This is a genomic window from Pseudoxanthomonas sp. X-1 (assembly GCF_020042665.1).
Classification (GTDB): domain Bacteria; phylum Pseudomonadota; class Gammaproteobacteria; order Xanthomonadales; family Xanthomonadaceae; genus Pseudoxanthomonas_A; species Pseudoxanthomonas_A spadix_A.
The window spans coordinates 1,053,717-1,070,613 of record NZ_CP083376.1; the positions used below are offsets into that span (position 1 = coordinate 1,053,717).

General features: G+C 69.7%; 13 protein-coding genes. 9 read left to right on the forward strand and 4 right to left on the reverse strand.

What is annotated here, in order from left to right:
* Positions 1–25: 25 nt before the first annotated feature.
* From LAJ50_RS04700 to LAJ50_RS04730, 7 genes are all read left to right on the forward strand, one after another.
* Entirely contained in the window at positions 26–913 is an 888-nt protein-coding gene (locus LAJ50_RS04700; protein ID WP_130550769.1) for a LysR family transcriptional regulator, read from the forward strand.
* 224 nt (positions 914–1,137) lie between these two features.
* Positions 1,138–3,399, forward strand: coding sequence for a TonB-dependent receptor (locus LAJ50_RS04705; protein WP_138654261.1), 2,262 nt, complete (start codon positions 1,138–1,140; stop codon positions 3,397–3,399).
* Positions 3,400–3,580: 181 nt separating this feature from the next.
* Positions 3,581–4,759, forward strand: coding sequence for a serine hydrolase domain-containing protein (locus LAJ50_RS04710; RefSeq protein WP_171044644.1), 1,179 nt, complete (start codon positions 3,581–3,583; stop codon positions 4,757–4,759).
* Positions 4,756–5,739 carry a ribokinase gene (locus tag LAJ50_RS04715; RefSeq protein ID WP_224096476.1) on the forward strand — a complete coding sequence of 328 codons (984 nt, stop codon included), beginning with the start codon at positions 4,756–4,758 and terminating at the stop codon, positions 5,737–5,739. Before LAJ50_RS04710 ends, LAJ50_RS04715 begins: the two co-directional genes overlap by 4 nt.
* A complete protein-coding gene (locus tag LAJ50_RS04720) occupies positions 5,739–7,898 on the forward strand; it encodes an SUMF1/EgtB/PvdO family nonheme iron enzyme (RefSeq protein ID WP_138652235.1) in 2,160 nt (719 codons plus the stop codon). Before LAJ50_RS04715 ends, LAJ50_RS04720 begins: the two co-directional genes overlap by 1 nt.
* The gene (locus tag LAJ50_RS04725) at positions 7,895–9,775 is read left to right on the forward strand and encodes a beta-L-arabinofuranosidase domain-containing protein (protein WP_224096477.1); all 1,881 of its coding nucleotides are present in this window, start codon (positions 7,895–7,897) and stop codon (positions 9,773–9,775) included. Before LAJ50_RS04720 ends, LAJ50_RS04725 begins: the two co-directional genes overlap by 4 nt.
* 54 nt (positions 9,776–9,829) lie before the next feature.
* Positions 9,830–10,999: a CoA transferase gene (locus LAJ50_RS04730; RefSeq protein WP_224096478.1), complete on the forward strand. Its 1,170-nt coding sequence runs from the start codon at positions 9,830–9,832 to the stop codon at positions 10,997–10,999.
* A gap of 157 nt (positions 11,000–11,156) precedes the next feature.
* Here the strand turns inward: LAJ50_RS04730 and LAJ50_RS04735 are convergent, their stop codons facing one another.
* Positions 11,157–11,630, reverse strand: coding sequence for an AtaL-like protein (locus LAJ50_RS04735; RefSeq protein ID WP_130550774.1), 474 nt, complete (start codon positions 11,628–11,630; stop codon positions 11,157–11,159).
* Positions 11,631–11,662: 32 nt separating this feature from the next.
* On the reverse strand, positions 11,663–12,532 hold the full coding sequence (locus LAJ50_RS04740) for an NmrA/HSCARG family protein (RefSeq protein WP_130550775.1): 870 nt from the start codon (positions 12,530–12,532) through the stop codon (positions 11,663–11,665).
* 98 nt (positions 12,533–12,630) lie between these two features.
* Between LAJ50_RS04740 and LAJ50_RS04745 the strand changes: the two genes are divergently transcribed.
* Positions 12,631–13,536 (forward strand): LysR family transcriptional regulator, encoded by a 906-nt coding sequence (locus tag LAJ50_RS04745; protein WP_130550776.1) that lies wholly within the window; start codon positions 12,631–12,633, stop codon positions 13,534–13,536.
* Between the two features lie 60 nt (positions 13,537–13,596).
* Here LAJ50_RS04745 and LAJ50_RS04750 read toward each other — a convergent pair whose 3' ends face one another.
* Both LAJ50_RS04750 and LAJ50_RS04755 read right to left on the reverse strand, forming a co-directional pair.
* Positions 13,597–15,066 (reverse strand): serine hydrolase domain-containing protein, encoded by a 1,470-nt coding sequence (locus LAJ50_RS04750; RefSeq protein ID WP_171044559.1) that lies wholly within the window; start codon positions 15,064–15,066, stop codon positions 13,597–13,599.
* Positions 15,067–15,133: 67 nt separating this feature from the next.
* Positions 15,134–15,904, reverse strand: a complete 771-nt coding sequence (locus LAJ50_RS04755; protein ID WP_138652233.1) for a hypothetical protein — start codon at positions 15,902–15,904, stop codon at positions 15,134–15,136.
* 192 nt (positions 15,905–16,096) lie between these two features.
* On the opposite strand from LAJ50_RS04755, the gene LAJ50_RS04760 reads away from it, so the two are divergent.
* Positions 16,097–16,885 carry a winged helix-turn-helix domain-containing protein gene (locus LAJ50_RS04760; protein ID WP_138652231.1) on the forward strand — a complete coding sequence of 263 codons (789 nt, stop codon included), beginning with the start codon at positions 16,097–16,099 and terminating at the stop codon, positions 16,883–16,885.
* Positions 16,886–16,897: the final 12 nt, after the last annotated feature.

Below are 16,897 nucleotides of genomic sequence, written 5' to 3' on the forward strand. Positions count from 1 at the left end.
CTCATGCCCCGGGCTGGGGGCTGATGTGGACACGCAATTCCTGAAGACGTTCGTCACGGTCGCCGACCGTGGCTCCATGGCGGCGGCCGCGCGCGATCTGGACATCAGCCCGGCCGCGGTGGCCCAGCAGCTGCGCACGCTCGAGCGCGAACTCGGCACCGGCCTGCTGGCGCGGGCCGGGCGCACCGTGACCCTGACCGAGGCCGGCGCGCGCATCCTCGAGCGCGCCCGCGACCTGCTGCGCAACGTCTCGGACCTGCGCTCGGTGGCGCACGAGGGCGACATCAGCGGCGAGCTGCGGCTCGGCGCCTGCCCGACCGCGCTGGCGGGCATGCTGCCGGACGTGCTGACGTCCATGGTCTCGGCCTTCCCGCAGATCAACGTCTTCATCAAGCCGGGCTATTCGGCCGATCTGTATCGCGCGGTCGAGTCGGGCGAGCTGGACGCGGCCATGGTGCTGGAGGCGCCGTTCGAGCTGCCCAAGACCTGCGACTGGCTGCTGGTGCGCGAGGAGCCGCTGATCGTGCTGGCGCCGGCGCAGCTGGCCGACCAGGATCCGCACGTGCTGTTGTCCACCCAGCCGCTGATCCGCTACGACCGCCACCAGTGGGGCGGGCGGCAGGCGGACGACTACCTGCGCCGGCACGGCATCGTGCCCAAGGAGCGCTTCGAGCTCAACGCGCTCAACGCGATCGCGGTGATGGTCGACCGCGGCCTGGGCGTGTCGCTGGTGCCGGACTGGGCGCGTCCCTGGCCCGAAGGCCTGCGCCTGGCGCGCATCCCGCTGCCCGATGCCGACGTGTCCCGGCGCATCGGCGTGGTGTGGTCGCGCTCCTCGGTGCGCCTGCGCCTGGTCAACGCGCTGCTGCGCGAATGCCGTGCCCGGGCGGAGGCGGCGCTGCCGGTCGAATGAGGCCGCCCATCGCAGCCTTGCGCGCGTAAGCAACAAAAGCTGCGGTTTGAACAAAGTCCGCTGCGCTTCCTTCCCCTCGAGGGCCCTTCTACGCTGATTGCATGGTCCGGCAGGCGCGTCTGGGAGGAACGCGCCACACGGGCAGACCCGTTGCTGCCCAGCAAGCATCCGTTGCGGCCACCTGCGCGTGCGCCCGCTCTCGCCAAAGTCCATGAGATCGACACATGAAGAAGATGCCCGTGACACTCGGGGTGTTCGTGCTGGCCGCCGCCGTGAGCGCCAGCGTGCGCGCGCAGCAGGCGCAGGCCGCCGCCGAACAAGGTGCAACCGAACAGAACCCGCAGGATGCGCCCGCCACGAAGGCCAAGGACCTGGACAGGATGATCGTGACCGGCACGCGCGCGCCCAAGGCGGTCGACAAGATCCCGGGTGCGATCTCGGTGATCTCCCAGCAGGAGGTCGCCCAGACGCTGGCGGTCACCGAGGACGCGACCGCGGTCCTGGCCCGGACCGTGCCCGGCTATTCCGAGTCCTCGCAGGCGATGAGCAATACTGGCGAGACGCTGCGCGGGCGCATTCCGCTGCGCCTGTTCGACGGCATCCCGCAGGGCTCGCCGCTGCGCGAGGGCACGCGCAACGGCACCTTCACCGACATGGGGATCGTGGGCCGGATCGAGGTGATCAACGGCCCGTCCGCGTCCGAGGGCATCGGCGCCACCGGTGGCGTGATCAACTACATCTCCAAGGTGCCCGACAAGATCGGCAGCGAGACCACCTTCACCGCGCGCTACCTGACCCAGGGGCATTCGGACAGCGACGGCTACAAGCTGGGCCTGACCTACGGCCTGAAGCAGGACCGTTACGACTTCATCGGCGCGGTGTCCTACCTGGATCGCGGCATCGCCTACGACGGCAAGGGCCGCACCGTCGGCATGAACACCAGCGGTTCGCTGGCCGATTCGGAGTCGCGCAACATTTACCTGAAGGGTGGCTACAACTTCGGCGAGGACGGCGAACAGCGCCTGCAGGCCACCTACAGCCGCTTCAAGATCGAGGGCAAGGGCGAGTGGATCCAGGTGCTGGGCTGCCGCGGCCCGACCGATTCGCCGCCGTGCGCCACGCCGTACCCCAACACCTCGGTGAAGGGGCAGATCTTCGGCTCCAAGGACGCCTTCAACGACTTCGAGCAGTACAGCCTGCAGTACACCCACCAGGACTTCTTCGGCGGCCGGCTGGATCTGGTCGGCTACAAGGCCGACCAGGCCATGCGCTACCTGCCGGAGAACGGCGACGACAAGCAGCTGGTCAAGGTCGGCCCGGGCTTCGACGAGTCCACGCGCATCTACGACCAGTCCGAGATCGTCTCGAACAAGAAGGGCCTGCGCACCTCGTGGACGCGCTCGTCGCTGTTCGACGTATCCGGCCTTGAACTGCACACCGGCGTGGACCTGGTCGAGGACAGGGCGCAGCAGCGCCTGGCGCTGACCAACCGCCTGTGGGTGCCGCCGATGGACTACAAGAGCACCGCGCCCTACGCGCAGCTGTCCTGGGACATCGGCCCGCTGACCCTGAGCGGCGGCTATAGGCGCGAGGACGGCACGCTCAAGATCGACAGCTACACCACCACCGCCTACCGCAACAGCGTCTTCGTCCAGGGCGGCAAGCTGGACTACACCGCCAGCCTGCCGAACTTCGGCGCGATCTGGCGCGTCAACGACCAGTGGTCGATCTTCAGCGCCTACAGCAAGGGCTTCACCCTGCCCAACGTCGGCATCCCGCTGCGCAACGTCAACTACCCGGGGCAGTCGGTCCAGGGCATCCTCGACCTGCAGGCGGTGATCGTCAGCAACGTCGACGTGGGCTTCAACTGGCGCGGCGAGCGCGGGGCGCTCAACGGTACCTGGTACCACTCCAAGTCCGACCTGGGCGTCTCGCTGCAGATCGATCCGAACACCAGCGATTTCATCATGAGCCGCGTGCCCACCGACATCAAGGGCATCGAACTCAGCGGCGAATGGAACTTCACCGACGCCTTCAAGCTGACCGGGCTGTACTCGCGGATCCGCGGCAAGACCGCGTTCTGGGGCTCCGACGCGCTGGGCCGCTATGGCGCAGGTCCGCTGACCAAGCCGATGGGCATCCTCGACCTCAGTCCCGACAAGATCGGCGCCTCGGCGGTGTGGAAGTTCCTGCCCAACGCCGACGCCACGCTGGGGGCGACCAAGCTGCTGGATCGCCACATCAGCGGCGAGGACACCCGGCCGTTCGACGGCCGCAGGTTCACCTACGACGAGCGCACCACCGGCTATACCCTGTGGGACCTGAGCGTGAACTACGACGCCGGCCGCGTGGGCAAGTTCACCCTGGGCGTGGAGAACCTGTTCGACAAGTACTACATCCTGAGCTGGTCGCAGCTGGCGGGTTACCAGAACTACTGGGCCGGACGCGGACGCGTGGTCTCGCTGACCTACAACTACACGTTCTAAGCGGATGCGGGAACCTCGTTTCGCACAAGGAGCAGGCGCCATGGCCGGCCAGGCCGATGCAGTGCGACGTGCGCGATCGGCCGATGTGCGGCGGCGGCGCGGACAGGCGCAACGTCCCCGGGATCGAGGCCGATCCTGGGGGCGGTCGGTCCTGGCGGCCTGGCTGTGTCTGCTGCCGCTGGTGCTGCAGGCCGAGGATCGCTGGCAGCGGCTGGATGCGTTCCTGACGCAGTCCACGTCCGCGTCCGGTTATCCCGGCGCGGTGGCGATGGTCGAGGTCGGTGGCAAGCCGGTGTTCCAGGGCGCCTACGGCCATCCCGATCTGGCGCGCGCCCGGCCGATGCGGGCCGATGCGATCTTCCGCATCTACTCCATGACCAAGCCCGTGGCCACGGTGGCGGTGCTGACGCTGATGGAGCAGGGCAGGCTGGCGCTGGACGATCCCTTGAGCCGCTATCTGCCCGCCTTCGCGCGGACGCAGGTGGTGGTCGGCGGCGACCTCGCGCAGCCGCGCCTGGCGCCGGTGGCCCGGGCGATCAGCCTGCGCCATCTGCTGACCCATACCAGCGGCCTTGCGGCGGATTCCGCCCGATATCCGGTGGCCACGGCGCTGCTGGAGCGGGCCGGGGTGGAGCAGGCGCGCGACCTGGCCGATGTCGCCGACCGCCTGGCCAAAGTCCCGCTGGCCGCCCAGCCGGGAACCGAATTCCATTACGAAGGCGCCAATACCGAGCTGCTGGCGCGCGTGGTGGAGGTCGTCAGCGGCGAGTCGTTCTCGCACTATCTCCAGGCGCAGGTGCTCGGGCCGCTGGGCATGCGCGACACCGGGTTCGAGGTGCCGATGGCGCAGCGCGGCCGGGTCGTGGATCTGCCGACGCTGGACGACCGCGGTGCGTTGCGCATCGCCGACACGCCGAGCGCGCGCCGGCCCGGCGCGCGGCTGCGGGCCTACGACAGCGCGGCCGGTGGCCTGTATTCCACGGCGGGCGATTACCTGCGATTCGCCCGGATGCTGCTCGACGATGGCGCATCCGGCGGCGTGCGCGTGCTCTCGCGCAAGACGGTCGAGCTGATGATGCGCGATCAGCTGGGAGGCTTCGACCCTGCGGTGAAGAGCCCCGGCCCCGGCGAGGGCTTCGGACTGGGCGGCTATGTGGTCACCGACCCGGCCGCGCGCGGGCGGCTGGGCAGCGTCGGTCAGTTCGGCTGGTCCGGCGCGGCCTCGACCTATTTCACGGTGGACCGCCAGGAACATCTCGTCGCGGTGCTGCTGCTGCAATACCTGCCCGCCGATCGTCCGGGCGACCTGCCCAGGCTGGCGACCCCGTTCTACAACCTCGTCTATCAGGCGTTGCCATGAGCCCCGTCGTGCTGGTGGCCGGCTCGGCCAACCTCGATTTCGTGGTGCAGGCCGATCATGTGCCCGCGCCCGGCGAGACCGTGCTCGGCCAGGACCTGCAGACCTTCCCCGGCGGCAAGGGCGCCAACCAGGCCGTCGCCTGCGCGCGCGCCGGTGGCGTGCGCACGCGCATGCTGCTGGCCCTGGGCGAGGACGGTTTCGCCGTGCCGGTGCGGGCCGCGCTGGAGCAGGCCGGCGTGGCCCTGCATGTGGTGCCGGCGCGCGATCGCGCCACCGGCACGGCGCTGGTGTGCCTGGCCGGCGATGGCGAGAACGCGATCATCGTCGCCCCTGGCGCCAATCACGCCTTGACCAGGGACGACCTGCCGCCGCTGGCGGACGTGGCCTTTCTGCTCATGCAGCTGGAAGTGCCCCTGGCGGCCGTGTGCGGTTGGGCAGAGGCGGCGCATGCCGCCGGCGTCAGGGTCGTACTCAACGCCGCGCCGGCGTGCGCCTTGCCCGACGACCTGCTGCGCAGGCTGGACGTGCTGGTGGTCAACGAGGGCGAGCTCGACCTGCTGGCCGGGCACGCGGGCGTCCGCGCCGATGCGCCCACGGCCGACAAGCTCGCGGCGCTGCCGGTGGCCTGGGTGGTGGTGACGCTGGGCGCGCGCGGCTGCTATGCGTGGTCCGGCGGGCGGGTCGCGCTGCAGCCGGCCTTCGCCGTGCAGGCCGTGGACACCACTGGCGCGGGCGATGCGTTCTGCGGCGCGCTGACCGCCGCCCTGGCCGGCGGTGCGACGCTTGCCGCCGCGCTGCGCCGCGCCTGCGCCGTCTCGGCCCTGGCCTGCACGCGCGTGGGCGCCCAGTCCGGCGTCCCGCGCTGCGCCGACGTCGAGGCCTTCCTGCGTGCCGCGCCTCCCGTCGCCGCCTCGGCCGTCTCCGCGCTGGCCGACTATGCTGGCCTGGCGCACTGTCCTCTTCTCGAACCGACCTGCTGATGTCCGACCAAGACGCCCCCCAGCGCGAGCCCGTGCGCACCGAGTTCAAGTTCTCCCACGTCACCACCGGGCGCTACCTGCCCTCGCCGGGCAAGGCGCCAGGCTGGCCCTTCGCCGATATCGGCCAGTGGAAGATCCAGACCGCGCCGGCCTGGCGCGACTGGTTGACCGAACTGCGCGACTGGCGGCGCGAGCACCTGGTGCGCATCGGCTTCGACGATGCCAACTACCGCCGGCCGGAACTGCAATGGGCGCAGCGCAACTTCGTCCATGCGCAGATGATGGTCGAGGATCGCTACTTCTACGATCCGCAGCGTGGGCGCTACACGGTCGACCGTTACCTGGACGATCTGGAAGCGCGCTTCGGTGGCATCGACAGCGTCCTGGTCTGGTACATCTACCCCAACATCGGCATCGACGACCGCAACCAGTTCGACATGGCGGCCGACCTGCCGGGCGGACTCGACGGGCTGCGCGCGGTCGTGGAGGCCTTCCACCAGCGCGGCGTGCGGGTCTTCCTGCCCACCATGCCCTGGGATCACGGCACCCGCGCACCGGAGGGGCCGCACTGGGACGCCATCGCGCGCATCGTCGAGGCGGTCGGCGCCGACGGCATCAACGGCGATACCTACAACGGGGTGCCGCGCGCCTTCTTCGACGCCTGCCTGGCGCGTGGGCGGCCGGTGGTGCTGCAGCCCGAGTCCACCATCAGCGCCGAGGAGCAGCTGGTCTGGAACGTGCAGAGCTGGGGCAAGAAGGCACCGAACGAGTTCGTGCCGCCGCTGGCCAAGTTCAAGTGGCTCGAGCCTCGCCACATGATCAATTACGAGAACCGCTGGGGCCGCGATCGCCGCCACGACCTGCAGTACATCTTCTTCAACGGCATCGGCTACAACGCCTGGGAGAACGTGTGGGGCATCTGGAACGGGCTGACCGAGCGCGATGCCGAGACGCTGCGCCGCATCGCCGCGATCCAGCGCCGGTTCGCACCGCTGTTCGTGTCCATGGACTGGGAGCCGTACTGGCCCACGCTGCTGCGCGGCCTGTTCGCCAGCCGCTTCCCCGGCGAGGGCCGCGCGCTGTGGACGCTGGTCAACCGGCTGGAGTCGCCGCTGCGCGGTGAGCTGCTGCGCATCGAACATGCGCCGGGCGCGCGCTATTTCGACCTGTGGAACGGCGCCGAGCTCGCGCCGCTCGTGCGCGACGGCAGCGCCTATCTCACGCTGGAGCTGGAGGCCTTGGGGTTCGGCGCGATCCTGGCGTTGGACGAGGGCACCGATGCGCCTGAGCTGGACGCGTTCCTGGCCCGGATGCGGCAACACGCCGCGACACCGCTGGGCCAGCGGTCGGCGCAGTGGCGCGCGCTGCCGCAGCGGTGCGTCGAGGTCCCAGACACCGCGCCCGCGGCGCAGGCACCCGAGGGCATGGTCACCATCCCCGCAGGCGAGTTCGTCTTCGCCGTGGGCGGCATCGAGGTCGAAGGCGGGGTCTGGGATGGCGTGGACGTGCAGTATCCGTGGGAGGACAGCGCACGCCGGTTCCACCGCGAACGTTTTCAGATGCGCGCCTTCCATATCGACCGCACGCCGGTGACCAACGCGCAGTTCAAGGCGTTCATCGACGACAGCGGCTACATGCCGGCCGATGCCCATCGTTTCCTGCACCACTGGCGCGAAGGCGCGCCGGTGGCCGGCAGCGAGCAGCAGCCGGTGGTGTGGGTCTCGCTCGAGGACGCACGCGCGTACGCGGCCTGGGCCGGCAAGCGCCTGCCGCGCGAGTGGGAATGGCAGTACGCCGCGCAGGGGCACGATGGCCGCGCCTACCCGTGGGGCGAGAGTTGGGACGCCTCGGCCGTGCCGGCGCCGCAGTACGGGCCGCAGGCCGGCGCGCCGGCCGACGTGACCGCGCACCCCGGCGGCGCCAGCCCGTTCGGCGTGCTCGACCTGGTCGGCAATGTCTGGCAGTGGACCGACGAATACGTGGATGCGCACACGCGTGCGGCGGTGCTGCGGGGCGGCAGCCGCTACCGGCCGCAGACCTCGCACTGGTACTTCCCGCAGGCGCTGCGCCTGGACGAGCACGGCAAGTATCTGCTGATGGCGCCGTGCCGGGATCGCTCGGCCTATATCGGCTTCCGCTGCGTGGTGGATGCCGCATGAGCCCGGTGCTGCGCTTTCCTTCGCCCGGGCAGGTGCGGCTGGGCGGTGTGCTCGGCGAGGCCATCGAGGCCAGCCGCAAGGGGCGGCTGTCGCACTTCATCGTGGATGCGCATAGCCCGGCGATCGCGCTGTTCGATCCGGCCCGCGCCGAAGACAACCACGAAGGCGACTGGTACGGCGAGCACGCCGGAAAATGGCTGATCGCCGCCGCCCGCGCGGCCGCGCGCCAGGAGGACGACGTGCTGCGCGCGCGGGTGCTGGAGGTGGCCGATCATCTCGCCGCCATCCAGCGCGCCGATGGCTATCTCGGCACCTACGCGCCCGAGCGGCGCTTCACCGTGCCGCAGCCGCCGCGCCCGTGGAGCTGGGACGGCGCGCCGGCGCTGCGGACCTGGGACGTGTGGACCCATGCCTATCTTGTGCTGGGCCTGATCGAAGCATGGCGCCTGGGCGGCAAGCCCGCGCATCTGGACGCCGCACGCGCCATCGGCCGCCTCTGCCATGCCGCCTTCGTCGAGGGCGGGCTGGACATCACCACCTGCGGCAATCACTTCGGCATGTCGGCCACGGTGCTGCTGGATGGCGCGGCGGAACTGTTCCTGGTCACCGAAGATCCGCAGTGTCTCGAACTGGCCAGGCGCATCGTCGAACAGGCGGACCACAACCCGCCGCTGGCCCTGGTCCAGCGCCTGCTGGCGGGTGCGGACGCCTCCGAGATCGGCACCGGCAAGGCCTACCAGCTGCTGTGGAACGCCGCCGCGCTTGCCAAGCTGGCCCGCGCTACCGGCGATGCGACGCTGCTGCCTGCGCTGGAGCGGCTATGGGCCAATGTCCACGACCATCATCTGAGCCTGGGCGGCGGGCCGTGGGGCGGGGCAGGGCTGCGTTCGCGCGAGTGCTTCAACCCGCCGTTCGTGTTCGATCCGCAGGGGTATGTCGAGACCTGTTCCACCCTGGCCTGGCTGCAGTTCACCCGCGAGCTGCTGGCCTGGACCGGCCACGCGCGCTACGCCGATGCGATCGAGCGCACCGCGCTCAACGACCTGCTCGGCGCGATGGCGGCCGACGGCCAGGACTGGTGCTACTACAGCTTCGGCAACGGGCGCCGGACGCACACCACCTATTGGCGCTGCTGCAAGTCCAGTGGCGCGATGGCGATGGAAGAGCTGCCGATGCTGGCGTATGCGACCAGCGAGCGGGACGTGCGCGTCAATCTCTTCGTCCCGGGCGAGGTCGCCTTCGAAGACGGGCCCGCGCCCGGCCTGCGCATCGTCCAGCGAGGGCAGGGCGAGGTGCCGATGCAGGTCGGGCTGATGCTGGAGCCGGCTCAATCTTCGACCTTCGTGCTTGCCTTGCGACAGCCCGCGTGGAGTGCACCCATGCAGGTCCGCATCGACGGCGAACTCCAGGACGCGCGCGCCGACGACGATGGCTACGTGCGGCTGCAACGCCAGTGGCGGATCGGCACGCGCATCGAGATCGCTTTCAGCGCACGTCCGCAGCTGCAGCAGCGCAGCAACCGCAACGTGCAGGAGTCGCGTGCCCCCGACGGGTCGCCCGTGGCGCAGGAAGTGCTGCGCCACGATTACGTGGCCGTGTCCTGGGGACCTCTGGCCTATGCCACGGCCCTGGCCGAAGGCGACAGTCCCTCGCCCGACCTGCCGTTGTCCGAGGCGTTGCTCGAGATGCAGCTCGATCCGGCCGAGTCGCCAGGTGCGCAGATCACGCTGGCGCTGCCCGGAGGCACCAGACGCCTGACCCCCTTCTGGCGTGTGGGCGAGCGCCGCGACGGTAGCTGGCATGCCACCTGGTTCCGCCTGCCGCTGACCGCGGAGGATGGGACGACTTCGCCAACAAATTGTCGGTCCAGAACCTAGGCTGGCGGCCTGTATCGCATTGCCCTGGCGCCACACACTTCCCCCATGGGATCCATGCAAGCGCATTCATCGATGGCCACGACCTCGCTGTTCGACCAGATCCATCGCGATGGTCCGCCGGGACCGCTGACGGGTGTCAACGTGCTCGACCTCAGCGCCTACATCGCCGGCCCCTACGGATGCACCCTGCTGGCCGACCAGGGCGCCAAAGTGCTCAAGGTCGAGCCGCCGGGCGGAGACAACCTGCGGCAGTACCCCTCGACGCTGCCCAGCGAGAGCCGCGCCTTCCTTGGCGTCAATCGCAGCAAGCGCGGCATCGTGCTGGACCTGAAGGACCCCGCGCAGCATGCGCAGCTGTTGCGTCTGGTGCGCGAGGCCGACGTGCTGGTCCACAACTTCCGCCCCAGCGTGCCGGCGCGCCTGGGTATCGATTTCGAGCGGCTGTCGGCCTTCAATCCGCGGCTGGTGTACTGCGCGGTTTCCGGCTACGGCGAACGTGGGCCGATGCGCGAGAAGGCCGGCTACGACCAGGTGCTGCAGGCCATGACCGGCATGTCCGCGCTGCAGGGCAAGCGCAACGGCCCGCCGGAGATCATCTACGGCTCGGTGGTGGACTACTACGCCGCGGCCCTGGTCGCTTCGGGCGTGACCGCCGCGTTGTACGAACGCGAGCGCAGCGGCGTGGGGCAGTTCGTCGGTGTCTCGCTGCTGCGCGCCGCGCTGACCATGCAGTCGGCCAGGCTGGTCTGGGTCGAGGGCGAAGCGCTGGATATCGGCCGCGACATGCGCTCGGGCGGCGTGACCGGCATCCATCCGGCCAAGGAGGGATATCTCTACCTCTCGGCCAATACCGCGCGCTTCTGGCAGGCCCTGTGCCGGCTCACCGGCCTGGAGGCCCTCGCCGAGGATCCGCGCTACGCCAGCGTCAAGCTGCGCGCCCAGCACGCCGGCGAGATCCTGCCGCGCCTGCACGAGGCCCTGCAGGCGCGGACCGCGGCGCAGTGGGAGGAGATCTTCGGCGACGCCGTGCCCTGCGCGGCGGCCCGCAAGATCGAGGACATGTTCCAGCACCCCCAGGTCCATGCCGAGCAGATGATCGGCGAGGTCGCCCATCCCGTGGTCGGCAAGTACCAGAACGTCACCCGCCCCATCGTCTACGGCCGCACTCCCGGCCCCGAACCCTTCGCCGCGCCGACGCTGGGCCAGGACAACGCCTTGCTTTGAGCGGCAGGGACTACGGGCTGTCGCAGCGCTTTGCTGGCTTGCCCGCGGAGAGGGGCCGCCGGCGCATCCCCAGGCGGGTGCCGATGCCCGCTCTGGCCGGAAGCGGACATCGACCTGCGTGATGGCGGCGGCTTCCCGCGCGCGCATTCGCACGAGGTCAGATGCTTCCCTGGGCGACAAGCTCGCGCGTCCGCCTGAGCGTCGAATGGATCGCGGCCTTGAAGCCCCTGTCGCTGTCCATCCAGGCCTGTGCCGCCTGCTCTTCTGGTCCGTCGGGCGTCTTGCCGCGCAGCCCGATGTAGCAATAGAAACGAAGCTGCAGGTCGCCGTTCTGGTCTTCGTACAGCTCGTTGACGATCGCACCCTCGCGCGGGCTGACGGCCTGGAAGAAGGTGATCTTCCGATCCGCCTCGAACGTGATGATCTCGGTGAGGTCATCGCCGAGGATGGTGGCTTCGCGCATCAGGTGCGATGCGCTTTCCTCGACGACCTCGCTGCGCGTGCATTCTCCGGGCGGGAAGAACAGCGTGGCGTTGCGTGCTTTTTCGACCAGGCCGGCCCAGGCCTGGGCATGGGTGAGCGGGGTCAGTCCGGGCGCGTTGACCGGAACGGTTGCGGTCGAGTAGATCATGGCGGGTTCCTTGGGAATGAGGGTGAGGGTGTTCAGGCGGCCGCTGCGACATGCGCGGCGAAGTCGCGATAGCGGCGCAGAGGACGTCCAAGCAGTTCGGTCAGGCGCGCGACATCGCCGGCCTCGGGCACCATGCCGTCGGTGAGGAAGCGCTCGGCCATCTGGCGCATGTCGTAGGCCATCCACGCGGGCATGAACTGGCGCAGGTTCTGCTCGAGGCCCACCGTGTCGTCGCCGCCGTATGCGATCGCCCGGCCGAGGGCGCCCGACCAGATGCCCGCGATCTCCGTGCCCGTCAGCGTCTCGGGGCCGACCAGGTTGATCCGGGTCGACGCGCTGTCTGCGGCCGCGCGATCGCGCGACAGCAGTTCGATGGCGGCGATCTCGCCGATGTCGCGGGTATCGATCATCGCCAGGCCGCGGCTGCCGATCGGCATGGGATACACGCCGTAGCCCAGCACCGCGTCCTTGATCGTCAGGTCGTTGTCCATGAAGTACGCCGGGCGCAGGATCGTGGCGCTGAAGCCCATCTGTTCGATCATGCGCTCCACGCCGAACTTGCCGGCGAAGTGAGGCACGTTGACGTAGCGGTCGCTGTGGATCACCGACAGGTAGACCACCCGCTTCACGCCGGCCTCGCGGGCGACGTTGAGGGTGATGAGCGCCTGGGTGAACTCGTCGGCCACCACGGCGTTGAGCAGGAAGAGCGTGGAAACGCCCTGGAAGGCCTGGCGCAGGGCATCGACATCCAGCAGGTCGCCCTGGCGGATCTCCACGTCCGCGGGGAGGTCGGCGGTCGCGGGATCGCGGACGAGGGCGCGCACGCTGGCGCCGCGCTGGATGAGCTGCTGGACGACGTGGCGGCCGACATGGCCGGTGGCGCCGGTGACGAGGATGGTCATGGAAGTGCTCCGGGTTGGTGAGGAGGCTCCATGGTTGTTGATCCGGATTCGGGCCGATAGCCCATATAATTGGACCACCTGTCTCGCTGGCGGAACACATGGACCTCCTGGCCCTGGCCGACTTCAACCTGGTGGCGCGTCACGGCGGCCTCGGGCGGGCGGCCCGCGCCGCGGACCGGCCCAAGGCCACGTTGTCGCGGCGGGTGTCGGATCTGGAGGCGAGCCTGGGCGTGCGCCTGTTCGAGCGCGGCTCGCATACGCTGAAGCTGACCCAGGAGGGGCGCGCACTGTTCGAGCGCACCGAAACCCTGCTGACCGAGATCGGCGAAGCGGCCACCTCGATCGCCTCGGGCGGCGAAGCGCCGCGGGGCAGGCTGCGCATCAGCGCGCCGCTGCTGTTCTCGCAGATGGCGCTGGGCACGCTGTCGGCCCGGTTCGCGCTGCGCTACCCGGAAGTGCGCCTGGAGATCACCACCGAGGACCGCGCGGTCGACATGGTGGAGGAGGGCTACGAACTGGTGATCCGGGTCAATCCCGATCCGGACGAACGGCTGGTCGGCCGCGTGCTGTTGCGCGATCGCCTGGTCGCCGTGGCCAGTCCGGCGCTGCAGAGGCCGATGCCGGAGGTCGCGGCGCGCGCGGTGGTGCGCGCGTCCGGCCACCCCTCCGTGTGGGAACTGGCATCGGGACAAGGCGACCTGCGGATGTCCATCGAACCGGTGCTGCGCCTGGCGTCGCTGATCATGATCCGCGATGCGGCGCGGACCGGGATCGGCGCCGCCGTGCTCCCGCTCTCGCTGGTCGCGGGCGATCTGCACTCCGGTGCGCTTGTCCACTGGGGCGACGTGAAGGGTCGCCCGATCGAGATCTGGGCGCTCTATCCGTCACGCCGCCTGCTGAGCGCGCGTGTCTCGGCCTTTCTCGAATTCCTGAAGGAGGCTTTCCCGTTGGGGCAGCCGGAAGAGCTGGCGGCCTACCTCACCCATGAAGCCGCCGCGCGCTAGAGCGAACGCCGAGCCCGGCACAGGACGACCGCAGGTCACCAGCCCGGCCCCGCAGACGGGCTAGCCGCCGGGGCGTCCCGCTTTGGCGTCCTCGTCCCTCGGCTTGTCGCGGAGGCCGCGCGCCTTCTCGTACAGGGCCTTGGCCTGCGCCGCATCCCCGCGCGTCGCATGCGCCTCGGCCAGGCTGTCCCAGGCGTTCGCCGAATCCGGGAAGAGCACCGTGTTCAGTGCGAACACGCGCAGCGCGGGGTCGATGCCCAGGTTGTCGCGAAGGGTATAGCCGGCATTGTTGATGGTCCGCTCCAGCGTGGCGGCGTCCAGCGTGGTGCCGGCACGGATCGCCTTCGCCTGCGCCAGCGCATCGCCCTCGGCCTGCGGCTGCAGTGCATAGCGCACCATGGCTTCGGACAGCGTCTCCACGGGAAACCGCTCTGGTGCCACCACCGCCATCGCGCTGTCCACCAGCACGCGCGACCAGACGTTCTTCGCGCTGCCATTGGTCAGATAGACGAAGGTGTAGAGGTCGCCGTCCAGCGAGCCCTCGAAGAGGATGCGGACGCGGACGCGGGTGCCGCCGTCATGGCCGACCTGCCGGTACGCGCCGCTCTCCCCGGATTCCCAGCCGGCAGCGAACCAGCCGCGCCGCCCGTTCGCCAGCAGTCGCGGCTGCCAGAGCCGCTGCAGGGTGGCCTTGCCCACCAGCTCACCGGAGGTCATGGCCTGCAGGAACCGGGCGAGGTCGTCCAGCGAGGTGTACAGCGCGGCATGGCCGTAGGCGTACGCGGGCCAAGGCAGCTCCTGTTCCTCCTCCAGATGGCCCTGCCTGCCGATGTAGGAAGTGACCACGCGCTGCTCGGGCAACGCGGAGCCACCGAGCCAGGTGTGCCGCAGGTGCAGTCTGCGGATGATGCGTTCCTGCGCCACCTGCGGATAGGGCTTGCCGTACTGCCTGGCCAGCAGTGCCGCCAGCACGAGATAGTTCGTCTGGGTGTAGCGGGATTCGGTCCCCGGCGGAAACTGCAGCGGGGCGTCGGCCAGGGACGCGAACACCGTCTGCAGGTCGGGCGGAAACACCGTGTCCGCCGCGGCGCCCTTGCCCTGGCGGGCGTCGAAATAATCCGGTACGCCCGAGGTGTGGTCGAGGAAGTCGCGCACCGGGATCGCCTTCCAGCGTGCCGGCAGGCCGGGCAGGTAGGCGCTCGCAGGCATGTCCAGCGCCACTTTCCCCTGCTCCACCAGCTGCATGACCAGGGTGCTGACGAAGAGCTTGCTCAAGGAGTAGACGGGGAACACGAAGTCGGTCGTCAGGCGTTCGTGGGTTCTTACGTCGGCCTCGCCCTGCGCACCCCGAAAGAGCACTTGGCCATCGTGCGCCACCAGCATCGCCTGGCCCGGGATGCCGTAGCGCTCCGCGTTGACCGCCATCTGCCGCGCCAGCGCATGGGGCAGCGGGTCTTCCGCAGTCACGCCAAAAGGAGAGAGAAGTGCGGCCGCGAGCAGCAGCACCGCCAGACGCTTGAACGACATCATGTATCGCATGCAAGAACGGCCTCGGTCGTCGATTCCGGATCGCGGTGTCTATCGCCTGGCCAGACGGTCAGTGGACAAAGAAGGCGGTGCGCGCGACACCTGCATTGTTGTGCTTCTCCATCCAGGCGCGTACTTCCACTTCGTACAGGCCGGGCGCGGTGGCGGGAAGGTTTGCCTCGAACATCGCGCTCCCTGGATCGAACCGAAGCCCCACCTTGCCGAGCGTTGCGCCGTCGACCGTGACGTAGGCTTCGACCTCTACGTCGCGCGCGTGCCACGGGCCGTTCTCGGAGAGCGCACAGCCGCAGAGCATCGTGACGCCCGCCCGCAAGGGCACGGTCGTCCCCGACTTGATCCATTGATAGGCGACGGGCTGGGCCAGGTCGACGATCAGGCCGGGGAGTTCCATCAGCCAGCCGTCGCCGGCCGTGAGGTCGCGCCCCGGCAGAATCCATTGGGTGCTGGTGGCCGTGGTGGTGGCCTGCGGCTGGCTGAGCGGGCCGGTCACGCTCAGGGTCACGCGGTGGGGACGATCGAGGTCGAGCGTGGCGTGGAAGACGGCCGAATCCGGCGTGGAGCGCCTGGTGCCCGGCGGGTTCTTCCCGTCCATGATCCGGCGGGTGTCGCCCGTCGTGCCGGACGTCTGGCCCTGCGCCAGGATCTGGCCGGTCTCGGCATCGCTCAGGACGACGCGGGCCGCGGCGGCGTAGCCGCCGAGGAACTTGGCGCCGCGCGCGAGCACCCTGACGTCCACCCTGGTCGGTTCCGCCATGGCCTGGGCACTGGTCCCGGCGACGGTCGCGGCCAGGCACAGGAAGAAGGGGAGGGTGGGGCGCATGCGGGCACTCCTGGACATGGACGGGAGAAGGGAGCGGGGAGGACCGGGCGGTGCGCAGGCGACCGCGCCGTCGTAGCCCCACGAGGATCCCGGACAAGCCTGCGGCGCTCTGCCAGAATGGTCGAATGACATGTCATGACTTCTGCTGACATGCCGTGATGGCAAGGGTTTCAACGGGTTCGGGAGAGGTTGATGTCGTTGCGTTTCGACCATTTCAGGCTGGACCCGGCCGCCCTGCAGATCTTCCGGGGGGATGCGCAGCTGGACGCCCCGCCTCAGGTGGTGGAGGTCCTCTGCCATCTCATTCAGAACGCGGACCGGGTCGTGCCGCGACAGGAACTGCTGGACCGGTTCTGGCCGCGCGCGGGCACCGGCGGAGACGCGGCCCTCAATACCTGCATTCGCCGCATCCGCACCCTGCTGGAGGACGATGCCGATGCGCCGCGCTACATCCAGACGCGGCCCCGGGCGGGTTATCGTTTCGTCGGGTCGCTCATGGCCGATGCGCCACCGCCATCTCCCGTTCCCCGTCGCGCCTTCAGGCCGGCGCTGGCCGTCGGCCTGTCCGTGGCCCTGACGCTCGGCGGCGCGGTCTGGGCATGGGGGGCCGGCATGTTCTCGCGGCCGGACCAGCGCATCGCCATCGAGCCTGCGCAGGGACTGTGCGAATACGTGCTGTTCCCGCACTTCAACCTGGGCCTGCGCGAGAGTCTGCTGGCGCAGGTCAGCGACCGTCTGCCCGCCGGCTACAGCGTGGCCTCGGACGGCCAGCACGCCGACCTGCATGTCCGCGTCAGCGTGCGGCAGACCGCGCAGCAGACCGTGGTCGTCCTGACCCTGCTCGACGAAGGCCAGGGGCGCGTGCTGTGGTCGGGCGAATTCTCGGAGGCCACGGACCTGGAGAACTACGTGCCGCTGCAGCGCTCGCTGGCCAGGCGCATGGCCGCGGGCCTGACCCAGGCCCTGGATCGACATTCCTGAGGCCGGATCGCT